We start from the raw sequence: 19,037 nt of genomic DNA, 5'->3' as shown, positions 1-19,037 counted from the left end.
CCGGCGAAATCCACGCTCAGGCCGAAAGATCCGTGGCCTCCCGGAGGGGCGGTGGCCGGGCCTAGCGGCTGATGTGGCTATCTAGCGTGGGCGCAATACGAGGCTATAGCGAGTGAGCCGGTCGGCTGGGCCTGTGTCTGGGAGGTGGTCAGGGGCGGGGCCAGCGGAAGCCGAGCAGGGCGGGAAGACGGCCTCGGGTGATCTCGGTGAGGTCTTCGGCGGCGGGAAGCGCGTCGCCCACGGCCGGGGCGCGGGCGGCGTGCTGGTCACGTGGTCGTTGCGGCTCACGGGGATTCCAGTCACGGGGATTCCAGGACGAGGGCGATGCCCTGGCCGACGCCGATGCACGCGGCGGTGATGCCGGTTCCGCCGCCGGTGCGGCGTAGGTGGCGGGCGCAGTCGACGACGGCGCGGGCGGCGGAGGCGCCGATGGGGTGGCCGAGGGCGATGGCTCCGCCGTTGGGGTTGACGCGGTCCGGGTCGAGGCCGGGGAGTTCGTCGAGGCAGGACAGGACCATGGCGGCGAACGCCTCGTTGAGTTCGACGACGTCGACGCCGGCCAGAGTGTGGCCGGTGCGGGCGAGGGCGGCGTGGATGGCGGAGACGGGGGCCAGCGTGAACCGGTCGGGGGCGAGGGCGGCCACAGCGGAGCCCGCGATCCGGGCGAGGGGGGTGACGCCGAGGTCGGCGGCGGCCTGAGCGGAGCCGAGCAGGACGGCGACGGCGCCGTCGTTGATGGGTGAGGAGTTGCCCGCGGTGACGGTGCCGGTCGCGGTGAACGCCGGAGCCAGACCGGCGAGGGCGGCCGCGGTGGTGCCGGGGCGGATGGACTCATCGCGGGTGAGACCCGCGCAGTCGGTGACGAAGTCGTCGTGGAGGCCGTTCTGCCAGGCGGCGTGGGCGCGCTGGTGGGAGCGGAGCGCCCAGTCGTCCTGGGCGGCGCGGCCGATGCCCTTCTCCGTGGCGACACGTTCGGCTGAGGCGCCGAGGGATTCGATCCAGTGGGCGGGGAAGGCGGGGTTGGCCATCCGCCAGCCGATGGTGGTGGGCAGCAGGGTCAGGTCGCGGGGCAGCGCCTGGTCGATGGGCGGCAGCACGTAGGGGGAGCGGCTCATGCCTTCGACTCCCCCGGCGATGACCAGATCGGCCTCACCGGTCCTGATGAGGCGGGCGGCCTGGGCGATGGCTTCGGCGCCGGACCCGCACAGCCGGTTGACGGTGACGGCGGGGACGGTTTCCGGCAGCCCCGACAGCAGGACGGCCATGCGGGCGACGTTGCGGTTGTCCTCGCCGGCGCCGTTGCTGTTGCCGTACACGACTTCGGTGACGCGGGTGAGGTCGAGGCCGGAGTGGCGCTTGATGAGCGCGGTGATGGGGTGAGCGGCCAGGTCGTCGACGCGCACGCCGGACAGCCCGCCGCGGTTGCGGCCGAAAGGGGTGCGCACGGCGTCGATGATGTACGGTTCCACAGGCTCCTCCTGAACTTGCAGCCTAACGGGTGGCAAACGGCGGGGTTTCCGGTTTCACATCGCGGAAACTCCGCCGTAACAGCCGTTGCCCAGGATGGCAGACATGATCAGGGCCATCCTCTTCGACCTGGACGAGACCCTCTTCGACCACCGCACGGCCGTCGCCGCCGCGGTGACCTCGTGGACGGCGGCGCTCTCCCCCTGCCACCCGCTCCTCGCCGAAGGCCCCGCCCTGTGGCTGCGCCTGGAGGACAAGCACCTGCCCGCCTGGCATAAGGGCGAATGCTCCTTCGGCGAGCAGCGCCGCCGCCGCCTGCGCGACTACTGCGACCAGCTCGGCCTGCCCGTCCCCGCCGACCTCGACGAGGCCTACGGCGAGTTCCTGCTGCGCTACGAGGCCGCCTGGCAGGCATTCCCCGACGCCTATCCCGTCATGGACGCCCTGTCCGGCACCGGGCTGACCCTCGGCGTGCTCACCAACGGCCAGCCCGTCCAGCAGGAGGCCAAACTCCGGCGGCTCGGCCTGCTCGACCGCCTCGACCCGGTCCTGACCCCCGACTCCCTCGGCGGCCACTTCAAACCCTCCCCCCGCTGCTACCTGGCCACCGCTGCCAAACTCGGCCTCGCCCCCCACGAGGTCGCCCTCGTCGGCGACAACCTCAACCTCGACGCCATCGGCCCCACCCGGGTCGGCATGCACGGCATCTGGCTCGACCGGTACGGCACCAGCGCGCCCCCGCCCGGCATCCCCGCCATCCGTACCCTCACCGACCTGCCGGCCCTGCTCACCCCTGCTGATTTCGCAATGGCACATCACGGATGATCGGCCACGTCAGCGCCAGCCCGAGCAGGAACACCCCCAGACCCACCCCCAGCGTCACCGGCAGGCCCGGCGGCAGATCCACGTCGAAGCCGAACAGGCGCGACACGAACGGGATCCGCAGCTCGGTGCCGGTCGCCCCCGCGGCCACCAGCACCAGCGCCACCCCCACCGGGATCGTCAGGAACCCGCCGCCCTGCCAGCGGTAGAAGCCCGCGCCGATCAGCGCGCCCGCCGTCGCCCACACCAGGTACTCGATCGTGTACTCCGTGAACATCAGCCCGACCTGGGAGGTGGACGCGAACAGATGCGGGCGGCTCAGCCCCTGCGGCCAGCCCGCCAGCGCGTGCAGGCCGTTCTCCAGCAGGTAACCGGCCGTCATCAGCGCCGCCACGCCCGGCGCGAACAGCGCGATCGTGATCGCGGCCTGGCCGCCGAACTGGCGGCGCGTCTGCCCGTGCGCGATGTACATCGGCAGGTACTCGCGCACCAGGGTCACCCCGGTGAACAGCACGTACCAGCGGGGCAGCTGGCCGGCCGGCTCCCACACGCTGCCGCTCACCTCGCCGAAGATGGAGATGCCCAGTGTGATCAGCGCGATCAGCACGAGATAGCCCGCCCACAGCAGGGCGGCGAAGAAGAGATTGGCCGCGAGTAGCCGGGTCGGGAACCTCATCGGGGGCCTCCGGTCAGGTGGACGAACAGGTCCTGCATGTCGATCGGCCCCAGCTCCAGGCCCGCCGCCGCGGCCTCACGCCGCCGCGCATCGTCCAGCACGCCGTACACCATCGCGGACTTCGTCGCCCCCAGCTGGCGGCTGCCGAGCACGGTCAGCCCTTCCGTGAACGCGTCCACCGGCGCGGCCGCGCCGGTCACGGCGGTGCCGCGCGCCAGCAGCGCCTGCGCCTCCTCGTGCACCACCACCCGGCCCGCGTCGATGATCACGACCTCCTCGAACAGCGGGCTCACCTCCTCGATGAGATGGCTGGACATGATGATCGTCCGCGGCCGGGCCATGTAGTCGGCTAACAGCACGTCGTAGAACGCCTGCCGGGACGGCGCGTCCATGCCCAGATACGACTCGTCGAACATGGTCAGCGGCGCCCGCCCGGCCAGCCCGATGATCACTCCAAGCGCCGACCGCTGCCCCTTGGACATGGTCTTCACCGTCATCTTGCGGTTCAGCGCGAACCGCTCCAGCAGGGTGTCGGCGAATCCGGCGTCCCAGTCGCGGCGCAGCCACTCCGCGAAGAACAGCGCGTCCTCGACGGTGCCGATGTCGGTGGTCTCCCCCGCGTCGCGGATCAGGCTGATCCGGGAGGTGACGGGCGCGTGCTCGAAGACCGGCGCGCCGTCCACCCGGACCACGCCCTCGGACTCGCGGCGGAAGCCCGCCAGCACCGACAGCAGGCTCGTCTTGCCCGACCCGTTCCGGCCCAGCAGGCCGTAGATCTTGTGCTCGGCCAGGGACAGGGTGATGCCGTCCAGCGCGGTCGTCTCGCCGTACCGCAGGACCAGATCCCGCACCTCGACCCTCATCGTGACCCCAGTTCGTTGATCCGGCCCACGACCTCGCCGAGCGGGATGCCGATCGCCTTGGCCTCGGCCACCATCGGATCCACCACCTCCGCGAAGAAACTCTCCCGGCGGGCGGCCCGCAGGCTCTCCCGGGCGTCCGGGCTGACGAACATGCCGATACCTCGCTTCTTGTACAGGACGCCTTCGTCCACGAGCTGCTGGAACGCCTTGGCCGCCGTGGCCGGATTGATCCGATAGAAGGCCGCGTACTGGTTGGTGGACATGACCTGCTCGTCGCCCTTCAGCGTCTCGCTCAGCACATCGGCCTTGATGCGGTCGGCGATCTGCCGGTAGATCGGGCTCCGGTCATCGAACACGCTGGATCGCCCGCCTCATTGGTTCATTACTCTACTAATGAACCATAGAAGTCATGCCGGACCGCTGTCAACGCACCGCCGCCGCCAGCGAACGCGCCCGATCCGAGCGCGTCAGCGCGTCCGTGCTGTCCGCGAACTGATCCACCGTCCCCACCAGCGGCAACTCCCGCACCCGCGGATCCGACACCGCCCCCATCAGCGCCTCGGCGAACCGCATCCCCCCGATCACCCGGAACGGCCGCGCGAAGAACGGCCGCACCGACCCCTCCACCGGCTCCGCCAGCCCCAGCCGGTTCTGCACCGACGCCACCCGCCGGTACGCCGCGCACAGATGCTCCTCCCGCGCCCGCCAGTCCCCCGCCCGCAGCGCCGCGCTCAGCGCCTCCCCCAGCTCCGCCGACCCGCTCAACCGTTTGAACGCGCTCCCCAGCCACTTCCCGTACGGCGGATACCTGCGCCGCATCAGCAGCGACAACCGCATCAGATCCCGCACCAGCCGACCCGCCGACAACAACGACCCCAGCTCATCCCCCACCTCGGCCGCCCGCCCCGGAAAGGCCTCCTCCTGCGCGATCCGCACCCACTGACACGCCAGCACATACCGCCACACATCCGGCGGATACCAGCGCAACCCCGCCCGCGCCGCCTCCAGCTCCCCCAGGCCGTCATGAAAGACCTCACCCGAGGTCAGCTCCGCCAGCCGCTGCCACGGCGCCGACCGCCAATCCTCCACCGTGATCTCACCCCGCGGGTCGAAGCCCAGCTGGCAACGCGCCCACGGCCCGAACTCCGCCACCTCCACGCCGGGCCGTACCGGATGGCGATCGGAACCGAACGCCGTCGGGTATCCGCCGAACTCCGCCGGAAGCCGGGACCACACCTGCTCCCGCACGCCCTCCACCATCCCCGGCGCCACGAACACCAGCACCCGGGGACCCCAATCGTGATCAGCGGACCGGGCCGTGTCGAAACCCAGCACCTCGGAGCCCGGCCCGATCAGCGCCGCCCCATGCGCCACCTCGCCCAGCAGCGGCCCCACGACCTCGCGATAGAACGCCCTCGACAACTCAAGACCCGGAACGAAACTGGACATCATGCACCAACTGTGCCTCGTCCCCTTCGCCCGCTCACCTGGTTTTCCCCCGGCGTGAACCGATCAGAGAATCGCCGACGGCGTGTAGGCAGCCGCCTCCGGACGCGCCGCGACGACCGCCTCGACCCGGGCCACCACCGCCGCCACCTGCGCCTCCGCCGCCCCCGTGAACGACAGCCGATCAGCCAGCAACGCCTCCAGCGCCGCCCGGTCCAGCGGGAACCGCGGATCACCCGCCAGCCGGTCCAGGACGTCGTTGCCCGCACCGTCCACCCGCATCGCCAGCGCCGCCGCGACCGCGTGCTCCTTGATCAGCTCATGCGCCGACTCCCGGCCCAGGCCCGCCCGCACCGCCGCCATCAACATCTTCGTCGTCGCCAGGAACGGCAGGTACCGGTCCAGCTCCGCCTCGATCACCGCCGGGAAAGCCCCGAAATCATCCAAGATCGTCAACATCGTCTCGACCAGGCCGTCGAACGCGAAGAACGCGTCCGGCAACGCCACCCGGCGCACCACCGAACACGACACATCCCCCTCGTTCCACTGATCCCCCGCCAGCTCCCCGGCCATCGCGGCGTACCCCCGCAAAACCACCATCAGGCCGTTCACCCGCTCACTGGAGCGCGTGTTCATCTTGTGCGGCATCGCCGACGAACCGACCTGACCCTCCCGGAACCCCTCCGTCACCAGCTCATGCCCGGCCATCAACCGGATCGTCTTCGCCAGCGACGACGGCGCCGCCGCCAGCTGCACCAGCGCCGACAGCACCTCATAGTCCAGCGAACGCGGATACACCTGGCCCACGCTCACGAACCGCTCCGCGAACCCCAGATGCGCCGCCACCCGGTCCTCCAGCTCGGCCAGCCGATCCGCGCCCAGCAGATCCAGCATGTCCTGCGCCGTCCCGACCGGGCCCTTCACCCCGCGCAGCGGATAGCGGGCGATCAGCTCCTCCAGCCGCGCGTACGCCACCAGCAGCTCGTCGGCCGCCGACGCGAAACGTTTGCCCAGCGTCGTCGCCTGCGCCGCCACATTGTGCGAGCGGCCCGCCATGACCACGCCCGCGTACCCGGCCGACAGCCGGCCCAGGCGGGCCAGCATCGCCACCATCCGGTCCCGCACCAGCAGCAGGCTGTCGCGGATCTGCAACTGCTCGACGTTCTCGGTCAGATCCCGCGACGTCATGCCCTTGTGCACCTGCTCGTGCCCCGCCAGCGCGCTGAACTCCTCGATCCGCGCCTTCACATCGTGCAGGGTCACCCGCTCCCGCGCGGCGATCGACGCCAGATCCACCTGATCGACGACCTTCTCGTACGCGGCGATGGCGTCGGCCGGCACCGCCACCCCGAGATCGGCCTGGGCCTTCAGCACGGCCACCCACAGGCGGCGCTCCAGCACCACCTTGTGTTCGGGAGACCACAACCGAGCCAGGTCGGCGGAGGCGTAACGAGCGGCCAGGACATTGGGAATACGCGGCTTGGTCACGTTGCCCCAGCCTATCGCCGCTCCCCGCGACCCGCATCGCCGCCTCGTCCTAGCTGAGGGTTTTGCCTGCTGAGGTGCGATTTTCGACCAAGCCGCCTACTTTACAAAGTAGATCAATAAAGCAGAGGGGCCGCGTGACCGATGGTCACGCGGCCTCTTTTTCCTGGGTCAGCGGGAGGAGGTGAGCGCCTCCGCGTCGTACACCTTCACGTCCTCGATCTCGTGCTTGCCGCCCGGCTTGCGCCGCAGCCGCTCCTTCGTCCCCTCGACCATCGTGTACAGCGTCGGCACCAGGACCAGCGTCAGCAGCGTCGAGGAGACCAGACCGCCGATCACCACGATCGCCAGCGCCTGCGAGATGAACCCGCCCGACCCCGTCAAACCCACCGCCATCGGCGTCAGCGCGCCGATCGTGGCCAGCGCGGTCATCAGGATCGGGCGAACCCGGCGGCGGCCGCCCTCCATGACCGCCTCGACCACGCCCAGACCCTGCTCGCGGTACTGGTTGATCAGGTCGATCAGGACGATCGCGTTCGTCACCACGATGCCGATCAGCATCAGCATGCCGATCAGCGCCGGCACGCCGAGCGCGGTGTCGGTGGCCAGCAGCAGCCCGATCGCGCCGGTCGCCGCGAACGGGATGGACACCAGCAGGATCAGCGGCTGCACGAAGCTGCGGAACGTCGCCACCATGATCATGAAGACGATGGCGATCGCCAGCAGCATGGCCAGCCCGAGGTCGGCGAAGGCCTCCTCCTGGTCGGCGCTCGCCCCGCCGATCTGGTAGCTCACCCCGGCGGGCAGCTTGACGCCCTTCATCTTCTCCGTGACCGTCGCCGTGATCGCGCCCAGGTCGCTGGCCTCGGCGGTGCCCGAGACGGTCGCGGTGCGCTCGCCGTCCAGACGGCTGATCTGGGTCGGGCCGCCGGCCTTCTCGACCTCGGCCACCGACGACAGCTTCACCGGCCCGGTGGCGGTGGGCAGCGTCAGGTCCCGCACCTCGGTCAGCGTCGCCGGAGCGTCACCCGTGCGCAGCACGATGTCACTGGAACGGCCGTCCAGGTCGATCGACCCGACCGGGGCGCCCCGGAACGCCTGCGCCACCAGCTGACCGATCGCGGCCTCGGTGAGACCGCGGGACGCCGCCTTCTCCCGGTCCACGTGCACTTCGATCCGCTCGGCGGAATCCTCCAGGTTGGAGGCGACGTCCCGCAGGCCGGGCGTGCCCGCCAGCGCGCCGGCCACCGTGGTCGCCGCGGTCTTCAGCTCGGCGTTGTCGGCGCCCTGCAGGATGACCTGCAGCTGGTCGGAGCTGAACCCGCCGCCGCCCCCGCCGATCACGACCTCGCCGGCGCCCAGCGCCGACAGCCGCTCCCGCAGCTTCTCCTCCAGCACCGGGGTGTCGACGTCGTCGGCCAATGTCACCGAATACGACGCCCGGTCCGCGCTGCCGCCCGCGCCGCCCATGAACTGGCCGCCGCCGCCCACGTTCACCTGGTAGGAGGCGATCTCCGGCGTCGCCGCCAGGACGGCCTCCACCTTGGCGGCGGCCGCGTCGGTGGTCTCCAGGTTGGTGCCGACCGGCATCCGCTGGGTGATCTGGATGGTGTCCTGGCCGGAGGAGTCCAGGAAGTTCGTCCTCAGGTTGGGCACCAGCGCCATCGTCCCGGCGAACACCGCGAACCCGATCAGCAGCGTGATCAGCCGCCGCCGGGTCGCGAACCGCAGCACCGGCAGGTACATGCGCTGCAGCGGCGAGCGCAGCTCCTTGCGCTCGGCCTCCTCCCGCACGGCCTCCGCCTGCTCCGGCGAGATCTTCGGCGCCTTCAGGAACCAGTACGCCAGCACCGGGATCACCGTCAGCGACACCAGCAGCGAGGCCAGCAACGCCACCGTGACCGTGATCGCGAACGGGCTGAACAGCTGCCCGACCATGCCGCCCACGAACGCGATCGGCAGGAACACCGCCACCGTGGTCAGGGTCGAGGCGGTCACCGCCCCGGCGACCTCGCGCACCGAGGAGAGGATCGCCGACCGCTTCTCCTCGCCGTACCCGAGATGGCGCTTGATGTTCTCCAGGACCACGATCGAGTCGTCCACCACCCGGCCGACCGCGATCGTCAGCGCGCCCAGGGTCAGCAGGTTCAGCGAGTAGTCCCCCACCCACAGGGCGATCAGCGCGATCACCACCGACAGCGGGATCGACACGGCGGTCACGATCGTCGACCGGATCGACAGCAGGAACACCAGGATGATCAGAACCGCGAACGTCAGGCCCAGCAGGCCCTCCGTGGTCAGGTCCTCGATCGAGCGCTCCACATACGGCGCCTGGTCGAACACCACGGTCAGCTCCGCGGTGTCGCCCAGATCCCGGACCAGCTGCGGCATCAGCGCCCGCACGTCATGCGAGATCTGCACCGCGTTGCCGTCCGGCGCCATCGTGATCGACACACCCAGGCTCGGCTTGCCGTTGGTCCGCGTGAGCGTCGAGGCGTCCCCGTCCTTGACCTCGATGTCGGCGACCGAGCCCAGAGTGACCGGCTTGGGCACCGCCACCGGCCGCGCCCCGGCCGCACCTGGCCGCGCCGGCTGCCCGCCGGCCGCCTGAGCCGGTACGGCCGGAGCCAGATACAGCGCCTTCAGATCCTCCACGCCCTCGATCCGGTCCCCGATCTGGACGGTGAGGTTCTTGCCCTCCTCGACCAGCGCCCCGGCCGGAATCGCGACACCGTTGGCGCGCAGCAGGTCCGGGATCACCGCCGGGGACAGCCCCAGCTTGGCCAGCTTGACGCTGTCCGGCGTGATCACGACCTGCTTCTCGCGGGCCCCGGTGACCTCGGCCTCCCGCACCCCCGCCACGCCCTGCACGGCCGGGACCATGATCCGCTCCAGGCGGTCCAGGGTGCCCTGCTGGTCGCCGCCGTCGCTGACCGCGATGACCATGACCGGGATGTCGTCGGTGCTGCCCGCCAGCACCTGCGGATCCACGTTCGCCGGGAGCTGCGCCTCGATCCGGGAGATCGACTGCTGCATCTTGCCGATGGCCTCGTCGATGTCGGTGCCGAACTCGAAGGCGACCTGGATCTGGGCCATGCCCTCCCGGGACGTCGAGGTGATCTCGGTGACGCCCGCGACGCCCTGGAAGCTGTTCTCGACCGGCTTGGTCACCTGCTCCTCGACGATGTCGGGAGAGGCGCCCGGGTAGGCGGCGATGACGAACGCCCCCGGGAACTCCAGGGAGGGGAAAAGCTGTTGTTTCAGCGACGGGATGGCGAACGCGCCAAAAGCACTCAGCACCACCGCAATCATGATGACGAGACTGCGGTTGGCGAGGCTCAGCCTGGCCAGGGACGTCATGGGGGCGAGACTCCTCAGAATGACGCGGGAATGTTCGCCCAACCCTAACACTTCGCCTTGTACGAATATTTAGCGTCGCCTTGCTTTCCTGATAACCTTCTCAGGTTCGGAGAGGTGAGCGTGAGCGACGAGACAGGCACGAGGCCGGACCTGACCCCCGGTGACGACGTCAGCGGTTACGTCAATGACCCCGATGATTTCGGGCTTTCCGCGGAGGAAGCGGAAGAACGGCGGTCACTGCTGGAGAGTCTCGGCGAGACCCAGCATGGCATGGGCCGCTTCCTGGCCCGGGACCGCTCCCTTCCCCTGCTGGCCTCCAACCTCACGATGCAGCAACTCAAGGTCGTCATGACCCTGGCGTTCCTCGGCTCGGCCTCCGGCCAGGACCTGGCCCGCGAGCTCGGCATCGGCCTGGGCACCGTCACCGGAATCGTCGACCGCGTCGTCGCCCAGGGCCTGGCCACCCGCCACGAGGACCCCGCCGACCGCCGCGTCCGCCGCGTCGAACTCACCCCCGCCGGCCGCGACCTCACCGCCCAGATCCTCGACGCGGGCACCGCCACCTGGCGCGACCTCCTGGCCCACCTCGACCTGACGACCCTGCGCGACCTCGACCGCGTCATGCGCCGCCTCCTCGAAGTCATGTCCACCCTCCACCCTGCTTGCCCACGCGACTGACCCGGAACGGCCAGCATGGTTGCGCGGGGGAGCGTGCGACTCCCCGCGCAACGTCACGGGTCACACCTCGGGGTCCGCCACCTCCGCGACCCGTACTCCGTCCAGCTCGTAGCCTTTCCAGCGGGACGTGTCGAGTGTGAGGATCTGGCCTCGCCACAGCCTGGCCAGCATCACCGTGTGCGCGTCCGGCCAGCGCGCCTCCTCCCCCAGCCTGCCCAGGACCCGGCCGAGTTCCAGCGCGTCGTCGAAATCGGCCAGCGACCCGTACGAACCGTGTTCCAGGCGCGCGATCCCGCGCACCGCCGGCAGGAATCCGGATGGTTCGCCGATGCCGGACTGATCCTGGCGGGCACAAAGATAGGATGATACGGTAACCCGCCATGTCGTCCTATCTTTCGGACATGTTCTCGCTCGCGGGACGGGTCGCCCTCGTCACCGGGGGGAGTTCCGGGATCGGATACGGGATCGCCGAAGCCCTGGGGCGGGCCGGGGCCGCCGTCGTGCTGGTGGCACGCCGCGAGGAACAGCTCGCCGCGGCCGCCGCCGCTCTCGCGGGCCATGGCGTCCGAGCCGCGACCATCAGCGCCGACCTCGGCGACCGTGCCGCGATCGGCCGCGTGACCGAGCGCGCGGCGAGCTTCTTCGGCGAGGTCGACATCCTCGTGAACGACGCCGCCAACAACATCCGCCGTCCGATGGCCGAGCTCACCCTCGACGACTACGAGCAGACCATCGCCGTCAACCTCACCGCGCCCTACCTGCTCGGCCAGCATTTCGGCCCGCGCATGGCCGCCCGCGGCTGGGGCCGCATCATCAACATCGGCTCCCAGCAGTCCATCCGCGCCTTCGGCGACAGCGGCGCGTACGGCGTCGCCAAAGCCGGCATCTGCGGCCTGACCCGCTCCCAGGCCGAAGCCTGGACCCCGCACGGCGTCACCTGCAACACCGTCATCCCCGGCTTCGTCCTCACCCCGCTCACCGAACCCGCCCAGGCCATCCCCGGCCGGGTCGAAGCCCTCGCCGCCCGCACCATGACCGGCCGCAACGGCCTCCCCACCGACTTCGCCGCCATCGCGATCCTCCTGGCCTCCCCCGCCTCCGCCTACCTCACCGGCCAAACCCTCTGCGTCGACGGCGGCTTCTCCGCCACCTGACCCACACGAACACCCATCGCCTTCCATCCGCACGCCAGAGGGTCGGGCCGAGCTGGTGGACACCGTGGTGGAACTGGTCCCGGACCCACACCCGGCCCCGCGTGAACGTCGCGGCGGGGTGGCTCCCATCGACCGCCTGCCCCGTCACCGGGCCGCTGGGGAAGATGGCCCGGCCAAGGACGGCCGATGGGAGGTCTTAGAAGCTCCTGGCAGTTAGAGCTCCTGGCAGATTGCCCGCTTCGCAGTAGCCCGCTGTCGCCCTCGGCGCCGGTGCAGCGAGAGCACCACCGGCGTCAATGGCACCGCATAACGGCGAGCGGCCCGGCAACACCCAGAGACCCGCGGAGCGAGCCCGGGATCGCCAGAGGCAATGCCTGCGACACCGCCGCCAACACCCGAGATCGAGGGAGAACGAGTGTTTTGCGCTGGCCGCTCAGACGTCCCCGGCCCCCGCAGACGACGGGGACATCTGAGCGGCCAGCGCGGCTATTTGCGCCGGACTTCGCGTAGGCCGCGGCCTTCTGCCCAGCTTTCGATGACCAGATGGTCGTCTTCGACGTGGGTGTAGGCGATTTCCCGCACGTCCAGCCGGAACAGGTGGAAGTCACCGGGCGGTCCCCCGAAGGACTCGAGCACCTCGGCGTCGGTGATCTCCACCGCGAGGCCGGACAGCTTGGCCTCGCCCGGCCAGGCGCTCGGATCGTCCGGATCCGGATCGACGGACGGACTGTGCAGCGCCACCCGCGGATCCCGCTTCAGATCTCGCGCCTTCATCGCGCCGAGCATCGACCCCAGCCACACCTCGTCGTTCTTGAACTCCACCTCGGTGCCGCTGATCCGGGGCGACCCGTCCTTGCGCAGGGTCGCCATCGTCTTGTGCTTGCCGGTCCCCATCGCCGCCAGCACGCGCCTGGCGAACTCGGGGACCTCCTTCTCGATCTCCTGCCACGAAGCCATGCCCCCATCGTGCCCGCCGCCACCGACAAAACCGCGTCACCCCAGCTGAGCCCTTGATCTTTGGCGTTTAAAGCCGCATAAATTACCCGGAAACCGCCTTTACAATGTAGATCAATTTGACCTGGTCCGCACTCCAGCCGGAAGACTTGACGGGACAGACCAGCGACGGAGGAGCGGCACATGAAGCAGCACACGCTGGGCGCTCTGCGCACGTCCGAGCTCGGCCTCGGCTGCATGGGCATGAGCGACTTCTACGGCCCCGGCGACGAGGGCGAGTCCATCGCCACGATCCACCGGGCCCTCGACCTCGGCATCACCCTGCTGGACACCGCCGACATGTACGGCCCGTTCACCAACGAGCGGCTCGTCGGCAAGGCCATCGCCGACCGCCGCGACCAGGTCGTGGTGGCCACCAAGTTCGGCATCGAACGCCTCCCCGACGGCACCCGGGTGGGCGTCAACGGGCGCCCCGACTACGTGCGCGACGCCGTCGACGGCTCGCTCCAGCGCCTCGGCGTCGACCACATCGACCTCTACTACCAGCACCGGGTCGACCCGGCGGTCCCGATCGAGGACACCTGGGGCGCGCTCAAGGAGCTCGTCGACGCGGGCAAGGTCCGCCATCTGGGCATCTCCGAGGCCGCCGCCGACACGATCCGCCGCGCCCACGCCGTCCACCCGATCACCGCCGGGCAGTATGAGTACTCGCTGTTCACGCGCGGCGTCGAGGCCGAGATCCTGCCCACGCTCCGCGAGCTCGGCATCGGCCTGGTCGCCTACAGCCCGCTCGGCCGCGGCATCCTCACCGGGGCGTATGCCACGGTGGAGGGTTTCGCGGACAACGACTTCCGCCGGAACAACCCGCGCTGGACGGGCGACAACCTGGCGGCCAACCAGGCGCTGGTGGCGGAGGTCACCCAGCTGGCCAAGGGCAGGAACGCGACCGAGGCGCAGGTCGCCCTGGCCTGGGTCCTCGCCCAGGGCCAGGACGTGGTGGCCATCCCCGGCACCAAGCGGGTGACCTACCTGGAGCAGAACGCCGCGGCGACCGGCCTGACCCTCACCGCCGGCGAGCTGGACAACCTCGGCAAGCTGGCCTCATCCGTCGCCGGCGAACGCTACGACGAGCGCGGCATGTCCTCGGTCGACCTGTGACCGGTCGCCTCTGAACCGACCCGCGAATCGCCACCGGAACCTGGCTTGGCGGGCGGCTTCGCGCTGGCCATCTGCGGCGCCAATCCGAAGGCCGCCGTGTTCGCGATGTCCCTCCTGCCGCGGTTCGTCCCGACCTGGCCAGACGATCGGGTGCTCGCAGCGGCGTGCGGTCAGCTCAGGTGGGTGAGGAGCAGGCCGGCGATCTCGCTGGGGCGCTCTAGGGCGGGTAGGTGGCCCGCCCACGGGAGTTCGAGCAGGGTCGCGGACGGCAGCTCGGCGACCAGGTGGTGGCCGGTGGCCGTGAAGTAGGGCAGGTCGTGGCCGCCGATGACCACCAGCGCGGGAGCGGTGATCGCGGTCAGGTCGACCTCGGGGCGGGTGACCTCGGGCTCGGGGTCGGCGGCCAGTTGCAGTTCGAAGGCGTTGCGCTGCATCTCGAAGAGCTTGGCTCTGGCCTGGTCGTTCGCGTCGGGGCCGAGCAAGGTGCGCACATTCAGTTCGGCCGCGCCCGCGACGTCCCCGGCCTCGATCAGCCGGTCCTCCTCGTCGCCGAACGCCTCCAGCTCCGGCGTGGGCGGCAGCCCGGCCGCCGAGGCGATCAGCACCAGGTCCGACACCAGGTCGGGACGGATCGTCGCCAGCTCCAGGGCGACCCGCCCGCCGCCGGAGGAGCCCACCACCACGGCGGCGTCGATCCCGAGGCCGTCCAGGAGTTCGGCCACGTCGCCCGCGTTGGAATACGGCTTCTCGGCGACCAGCGGGCTCCTGCCGTACCCACGTAGATCCAGGCGGATCACGCGGAAGGCCGACGCGAGGGGTTCCCACACGCCGTCCCACATGCGCGCGTCGGCCGACGTGGAGTGCAGCAGCACCACCGGCCGGCCGGTTCCGGACTCTTCCCACCAGATGCTCATCGAGCCTCCACCACTAGTCGTACCCCCAGGCCGATCAGCACAGCCCCAGAGATCTGTTCCAGCCGCCTACGCGCCGACGACCGGGAGAACACCGTCCTCGCCCGGCTGACCAGCCAGATCAGCGAGACGTACCACACCAGGTCGACGAGCACCCAGACCGCGGCCAGCAGCGTGAGCGTGACCGGCACGTGCGCGCCCGGCGGGACGAACTGCGGCAGGAAGGACATCGCGAACACGGCCGCCTTCGGGTTGGCACCGCAGGTGGCCAGCCCGAGACCGTAGGCACGCCTCCAGCCCGTCCGCGTGGAGCCCGCGAAACCACCTGCGATGCCATCCGCGGAGTCGCTCGTAAACCCGGCCGCTGAGTTACCCCCAAGAGTGCCCGGCTTGCCGGGACCGGCGGGCGGCGAGTCCCGGCGCGCGCGCCAGATCGACTGTACGCCCATGACCACCAGCACGCCCGCGCCGACGATCTTGAGAGTGCCGTAGGCCGCCTCGGAGGCCAGCACCAGGGCGGAGAGCCCGAACACCGCCGCCATGGCCCACAGGAAGATCCCGGTTTCGTTGCCCAGCGTGGCGGCCAGGCCTGACGCTCGCCCCTCGCGGAGCGTCTGGCGCACGATGACCGCCGTGCTGACGCCGGGGATCATGGCGAGCAGCACGCAGGAGCCTAGGAAGGCGAGGAACAGCACGCGGTCATCGTCGCCATCCCAGCCGTGTGACGGCAAATGGATTTAATCCCGCCACATCATGGTCAGCCCTTGGGTCGTCGGCTTTCTCGCCGTTATCCGGCGCCGTTAACGCAGGTGGTGGTTCTCACCGCACCGACGCCAACAGCGGCTGCGGCATTCCTCTAGGTGTATTGGCCCCCCCATAGTTCACGATCTTGACGCTTAACCTGTCCTGGCCTGTGAGAACGCTGATTTCACCCGGGACCCGAGAGGTGCGATCCGCTCAGGATCCATGAGATGCGTTCGCGCAGGTCAGGAGATCCAGATGCCAGGTGCGAAGAAGCTGCCGAATAGCCAGAGTTAGTCCTGGCACAGCACGGACAGTTCTAATCCCGATACATCACAGACAGTTCCTCAATCGTTTCGGCCATGAGTTTGCGCAGCTCAGGGGGGTCGAGGACTTCGACGCCGGAGCCGAGGCGCAGGAGTTGCCAGCGGGCGTGCCGTACCGACTCGATGGGGACGGCGAGGCGGAGCCAGCCGTCGGGCATGGTTTCGGCGGCGGTGAGGGCGGTGTCGGTGACGTCGTTGCCGATGGTGTAGCGGAGCAGGCCGAGGTAGTCGGGGTCGAGGCGGACGGTGGCGGTGCCGGTGTGCATGCGGGCGGCGAACTCGGCGGCGAACCGGGACCAGAACTCGACCAGGTCGAAACCGGGACGCCGTTCGAACCGGCCCGGCAGCGCCTCGATCCCCAAAATCCGCGCAACACGATAAGTCCGGAAATCTCCGGATGTTTCGGCGGCGAGGTACCAGGAGCCGCCCTTCAGGACGAGACCGTAGGGGTGGATGTCGCGCTCGACCTCCTGGGGACCCCAGCGGCGGTAGCGCATCCGCAGCGGGCGCTGCTCCCACACCGCCTCGGCCACCTCCGCCAGAAACGGCGCCTCGTCACTCCCCCGATACCACCCCGGCACGTCCAGATGGAAACGTTCACGCATCATGGCCGCCTGCGAACGCGGCTCCGGCGGCAACGCGGCCAGCAACTTCAACTCGGCCGCCGCCGCCACCTCCCCCAGCCCGAGCTCGGCCGCGGGCCCCGGCAACCCCGCCAGAAACAGCGAGGACGCCTCCGCCGAGGTCAGCCCGGTCAGCCGCGTCCGGTACCCATCCAGCAACTGGTACCCCCCGGCAGGCCCCCGATCAGCGTAAACGGGAACCCCGGCCGCCGACAGCGCCTCCACGTCCCGGTAGACGGTCCGGATCGACACCTCCAGCTCGGCCGACAACTCACCCGCCGTCATCCGGCCCCTCGCCTGCAGCAGGAGGAGCAGGGACAGCAACCGGCTCGCACGCATATCCCCCAGTCTGCCACCTTTACAATGTAGATTCCGTTTGCTCACCGAACATAACTTATGTTCAAATGCACACATGGAAGGTGCCGACCGAATCCGGGCGATCATGAACGCGTTACGCGCCCACGACAGCGTCTCCGTCGCCGAACTCGCCGGCCGGTACGGCGTCTCCGAGATGACCATCCGCCGCGACCTCGACGAACTGGCCCAGCAGGGCGTCGTACGGCGAGTCCGCGGCGGCGCCCTCAGCCTGCTCCTGCGCGGCGAGGAACCCCCCTTCGGCGTCCGCGAACGCGAAGCCGTGGACGCCAAGCGCAGGATCGCGGCCGAGGTCGCCAACCTCCTCGCCGACGGCGAGGCGATCGTGCTGGACGGCGGCACCACCACCCTGGAGGTGGCCAGGTTCGTGCACGACCGCCGCCTCACCGTGCTGCCGCTGGCGCTGCGCTGCGCCGACGAACTGGCCACCGCGCCGCGGATCAAGCTCGTGCTCCCCGGCGGCGAGGTCCGCCCCGGCGAGCTCAACTTCGTCGGCCCGCTCACCGAGGCCTCGCTGCGCTCGCTCCGCTTCGACACCGCCGTGATCGGCTGCTGCGGCATGTCGGCCGAACACGGCGTCACCGCGCACGATCTGGAGGACGTCGCGGTCAAGCAGGCCGCCATCGCCTCGGCCAGGCGCGTCATCGTCGCCTGCGACTCCGGCAAGTTCACCCGGACCGCGTTCGGCGCGGTCTGCTCCTACGACAAGCTCGACGTCGTGGTCACCGACATCGGCATCCCCCGCGACCAGCATGACGCGCTCACGGGCGCGGGCGTCACCGTCCGCCTCACCTGACCCCTCTCCCGGAGTCGAACCATGACAATCACCGCCCCTTCTCGCACCACGCTGCTCCGCGCCCGCCTCGCTGTGTACGGATTGTTTATGATTGCCGGAATTGCCCTCGGCACGTGGACGTCCCGCATCCCAGCCATCAAGGACGGCCTGGCCCTCGGCGACGGTGAGCTGAGCCTCGCCCTGCTCGGCATCGCGGGCGGCGCGATCACCGGCATGCAGGCCGTCGGCCGCCTCATCGACCGGTACGGCAGCCGCCGGGTGATGGTCCCCGTCGGCCTGCTGCAGGGCGCGGTCCTGGTCCTGCCCTCGTTCGCGCCCGGCCTGCCCTCCCTGGCCGCCGCCATGTTCACCTTCGGCATAGTGCACGGCGTGCTGGACGTGGCGATGAACGCCAACGCGGTCGTGGTGGAACGCCTGCACGCCAAGCCGATCATGTCCTCCTTCCACGCCGTGTTCAGCATCGGCGGCTTCCTGGGCGCCGGCGTCGGCGGCCTGTTCGCGCACGCGGGCGCCAGCGTGCCGGTGACGTTCGGTTCCGTCGCGGTGGTGACCACCACGATCGCGATCCTGTGCCTGCGCTGGGCGCTGCCGGACTCCTTCGACCCCGGCCGCCATCCGGAGGCCGCCGCCGAGCAGGTGCCGGGCCGCTCGCTCGCCGGGTGGGTGCTGTTCCTGGGCGTGCTGGCGTTCTGCTGCCTGGTCGGCGAGGGCGCCGCGGCCGACTGGAGCTCGGTCTACCTGGTGGAGGACCTGGGCGCCAGGGAGGCGGTCGGCGCGGCCGGCTACGCGGCCTTCTCGATCATGATGACGGCCGGGCGGCTGGCCGGGGACTGGCTCACCGCCCGCCTCGGCCCGGTCCTGCTGGTACGGTGCTGCGGCGGCCTGGCCGGAACCGGCCTGCTGGTCACCCTGCTGATCGGCCACCCGGTCGCCGGAGTCGTCGGATTCGGACTGTTCGGCGCGGGCCTGTCGTGCATCATCCCCCAGGTGTTCTCCGCCGCCGGGCATCGCGACCCGGCCCAGTCCGGCCGGGCCCTGGCCCAGGTGGCCAGCATCGGCTACGCGGGCCTGCTGGCGGGCCCGGTCCTGATCGGCGCGGTGGCCGAGCTCACCGGCAAGCCGGTCGCGCTCGCCATCCCCGCGATCATGGCCCTGTTCGTCGCGGCGGCCGCCCCGGCCCTGCGCCCGGCCCGGATCTAGGG

Annotated in this window: 18 protein-coding genes; 6 read left to right on the top strand and 12 right to left on the bottom strand. The window is 70.3% G+C overall.

All coding sequences use genetic code 11. From position 1 onward, the window contains the following. Positions 1-299 precede the first annotated feature (299 nt). Positions 300-1,469, bottom strand: coding sequence for a thiolase family protein (locus Aple_RS42695; protein ID WP_155350483.1), 1,170 nt, complete (start codon positions 1,467-1,469; stop codon positions 300-302). 103 nt (positions 1,470-1,572) lie between these two features. On the opposite strand from Aple_RS42695, the gene Aple_RS42690 reads away from it, so the two are divergent. Continuing rightward, entirely contained in the window at positions 1,573-2,292 is a 720-nt protein-coding gene (locus Aple_RS42690; RefSeq protein WP_170321947.1) for an HAD family hydrolase, read from the top strand. Here the strand turns inward: Aple_RS42690 and Aple_RS42685 are convergent. The 6 genes from Aple_RS42685 to Aple_RS42660 form a co-directional block, all read right to left on the bottom strand. Then, positions 2,255-2,965: a hypothetical protein gene (locus Aple_RS42685; RefSeq protein WP_155350481.1), complete on the bottom strand. Its 711-nt coding sequence runs from the start codon at positions 2,963-2,965 to the stop codon at positions 2,255-2,257. The genes Aple_RS42690 and Aple_RS42685 overlap by 38 nt on opposite strands. Next, positions 2,962-3,828, bottom strand: coding sequence for an ATP-binding cassette domain-containing protein (locus tag Aple_RS42680; protein ID WP_155350480.1), 867 nt, complete (start codon positions 3,826-3,828; stop codon positions 2,962-2,964). The genes Aple_RS42685 and Aple_RS42680 overlap by 4 nt, the downstream gene beginning before the upstream one ends. Beyond that, on the bottom strand, positions 3,825-4,184 hold the full coding sequence (locus tag Aple_RS42675) for a GntR family transcriptional regulator (RefSeq protein WP_155350479.1): 360 nt from the start codon (positions 4,182-4,184) through the stop codon (positions 3,825-3,827). Before Aple_RS42675 ends, Aple_RS42680 begins: the two co-directional genes overlap by 4 nt. Positions 4,185-4,251: 67 nt before the next feature. Beyond that, on the bottom strand, positions 4,252-5,280 hold the full coding sequence (locus Aple_RS42670) for a DUF4037 domain-containing protein (protein WP_218038786.1): 1,029 nt from the start codon (positions 5,278-5,280) through the stop codon (positions 4,252-4,254). A 60-nt stretch (positions 5,281-5,340) separates the two neighbouring features. Then, positions 5,341-6,762 carry an adenylosuccinate lyase gene (gene purB, locus Aple_RS42665; RefSeq protein WP_155350478.1) on the bottom strand — a complete coding sequence of 474 codons (1,422 nt, stop codon included), beginning with the start codon at positions 6,760-6,762 and terminating at the stop codon, positions 5,341-5,343. Positions 6,763-6,930: 168 nt separating this feature from the next. Next, positions 6,931-10,119, bottom strand: a complete 3,189-nt coding sequence (locus tag Aple_RS42660; RefSeq protein WP_155350477.1) for an efflux RND transporter permease subunit — start codon at positions 10,117-10,119, stop codon at positions 6,931-6,933. A 120-nt stretch (positions 10,120-10,239) separates the two neighbouring features. Between Aple_RS42660 and Aple_RS42655 the strand changes: the two genes are divergently transcribed. Beyond that, positions 10,240-10,797: a MarR family winged helix-turn-helix transcriptional regulator gene (locus tag Aple_RS42655; protein WP_246265190.1), complete on the top strand. Its 558-nt coding sequence runs from the start codon at positions 10,240-10,242 to the stop codon at positions 10,795-10,797. Between the two features lie 60 nt (positions 10,798-10,857). On the opposite strand, the gene Aple_RS42650 is transcribed toward Aple_RS42655, so the two are convergent. Continuing rightward, positions 10,858-11,097 (bottom strand): hypothetical protein, encoded by a 240-nt coding sequence (locus Aple_RS42650; RefSeq protein ID WP_155350476.1) that lies wholly within the window; start codon positions 11,095-11,097, stop codon positions 10,858-10,860. Positions 11,098-11,177: 80 nt separating this feature from the next. Between Aple_RS42650 and Aple_RS42645 the strand changes: the two genes are divergently transcribed. After that, positions 11,178-11,951, top strand: coding sequence for an SDR family NAD(P)-dependent oxidoreductase (locus Aple_RS42645; RefSeq protein ID WP_155350475.1), 774 nt, complete (start codon positions 11,178-11,180; stop codon positions 11,949-11,951). A 486-nt stretch (positions 11,952-12,437) separates the two neighbouring features. Here the strand turns inward: Aple_RS42645 and Aple_RS42640 are convergent, their stop codons facing one another. After that, positions 12,438-12,908 carry a pyridoxamine 5'-phosphate oxidase family protein gene (locus tag Aple_RS42640; RefSeq protein WP_155350474.1) on the bottom strand — a complete coding sequence of 157 codons (471 nt, stop codon included), beginning with the start codon at positions 12,906-12,908 and terminating at the stop codon, positions 12,438-12,440. Positions 12,909-13,088: 180 nt separating this feature from the next. Here Aple_RS42640 and Aple_RS42635 point away from each other — a divergent pair, with 180 nt between their 5' ends. Next, positions 13,089-14,063 (top strand): aldo/keto reductase, encoded by a 975-nt coding sequence (locus Aple_RS42635; protein WP_155350473.1) that lies wholly within the window; start codon positions 13,089-13,091, stop codon positions 14,061-14,063. A gap of 170 nt (positions 14,064-14,233) precedes the next feature. On the opposite strand, the gene Aple_RS42630 is transcribed toward Aple_RS42635, so the two are convergent. The 3 genes from Aple_RS42630 to Aple_RS42620 form a co-directional block, all read right to left on the bottom strand. Beyond that, a complete protein-coding gene (locus Aple_RS42630; RefSeq protein ID WP_155350472.1) occupies positions 14,234-14,977 on the bottom strand; it encodes an alpha/beta fold hydrolase in 744 nt (247 codons plus the stop codon). After that, positions 14,974-15,669 (bottom strand): LysE family translocator, encoded by a 696-nt coding sequence (locus tag Aple_RS42625; protein WP_246265188.1) that lies wholly within the window; start codon positions 15,667-15,669, stop codon positions 14,974-14,976. Before Aple_RS42625 ends, Aple_RS42630 begins: the two co-directional genes overlap by 4 nt. A gap of 365 nt (positions 15,670-16,034) precedes the next feature. After that, positions 16,035-17,003 (bottom strand): helix-turn-helix transcriptional regulator, encoded by a 969-nt coding sequence (locus Aple_RS42620; protein ID WP_155350471.1) that lies wholly within the window; start codon positions 17,001-17,003, stop codon positions 16,035-16,037. A 73-nt stretch (positions 17,004-17,076) separates the two neighbouring features. On the opposite strand from Aple_RS42620, the gene Aple_RS42615 reads away from it, so the two are divergent. Beyond that, positions 17,077-17,835, top strand: a complete 759-nt coding sequence (locus Aple_RS42615) for a DeoR/GlpR family DNA-binding transcription regulator (protein WP_155350470.1) — start codon at positions 17,077-17,079, stop codon at positions 17,833-17,835. A gap of 87 nt (positions 17,836-17,922) precedes the next feature. Beyond that, positions 17,923-19,035 (top strand): MFS transporter, encoded by a 1,113-nt coding sequence (locus Aple_RS42610; protein ID WP_246265184.1) that lies wholly within the window; start codon positions 17,923-17,925, stop codon positions 19,033-19,035. The last annotated feature ends 2 nt before the right edge of the window (positions 19,036-19,037 follow it).

The sequence above is a fragment of the Acrocarpospora pleiomorpha genome (genome assembly GCF_009687885.1).
GTDB classification, from domain to species: Bacteria; Actinomycetota; Actinomycetes; order Streptosporangiales; family Streptosporangiaceae; genus Acrocarpospora; species Acrocarpospora pleiomorpha.
This window is presented reverse-complemented; position numbering and strand designations above follow the sequence as displayed.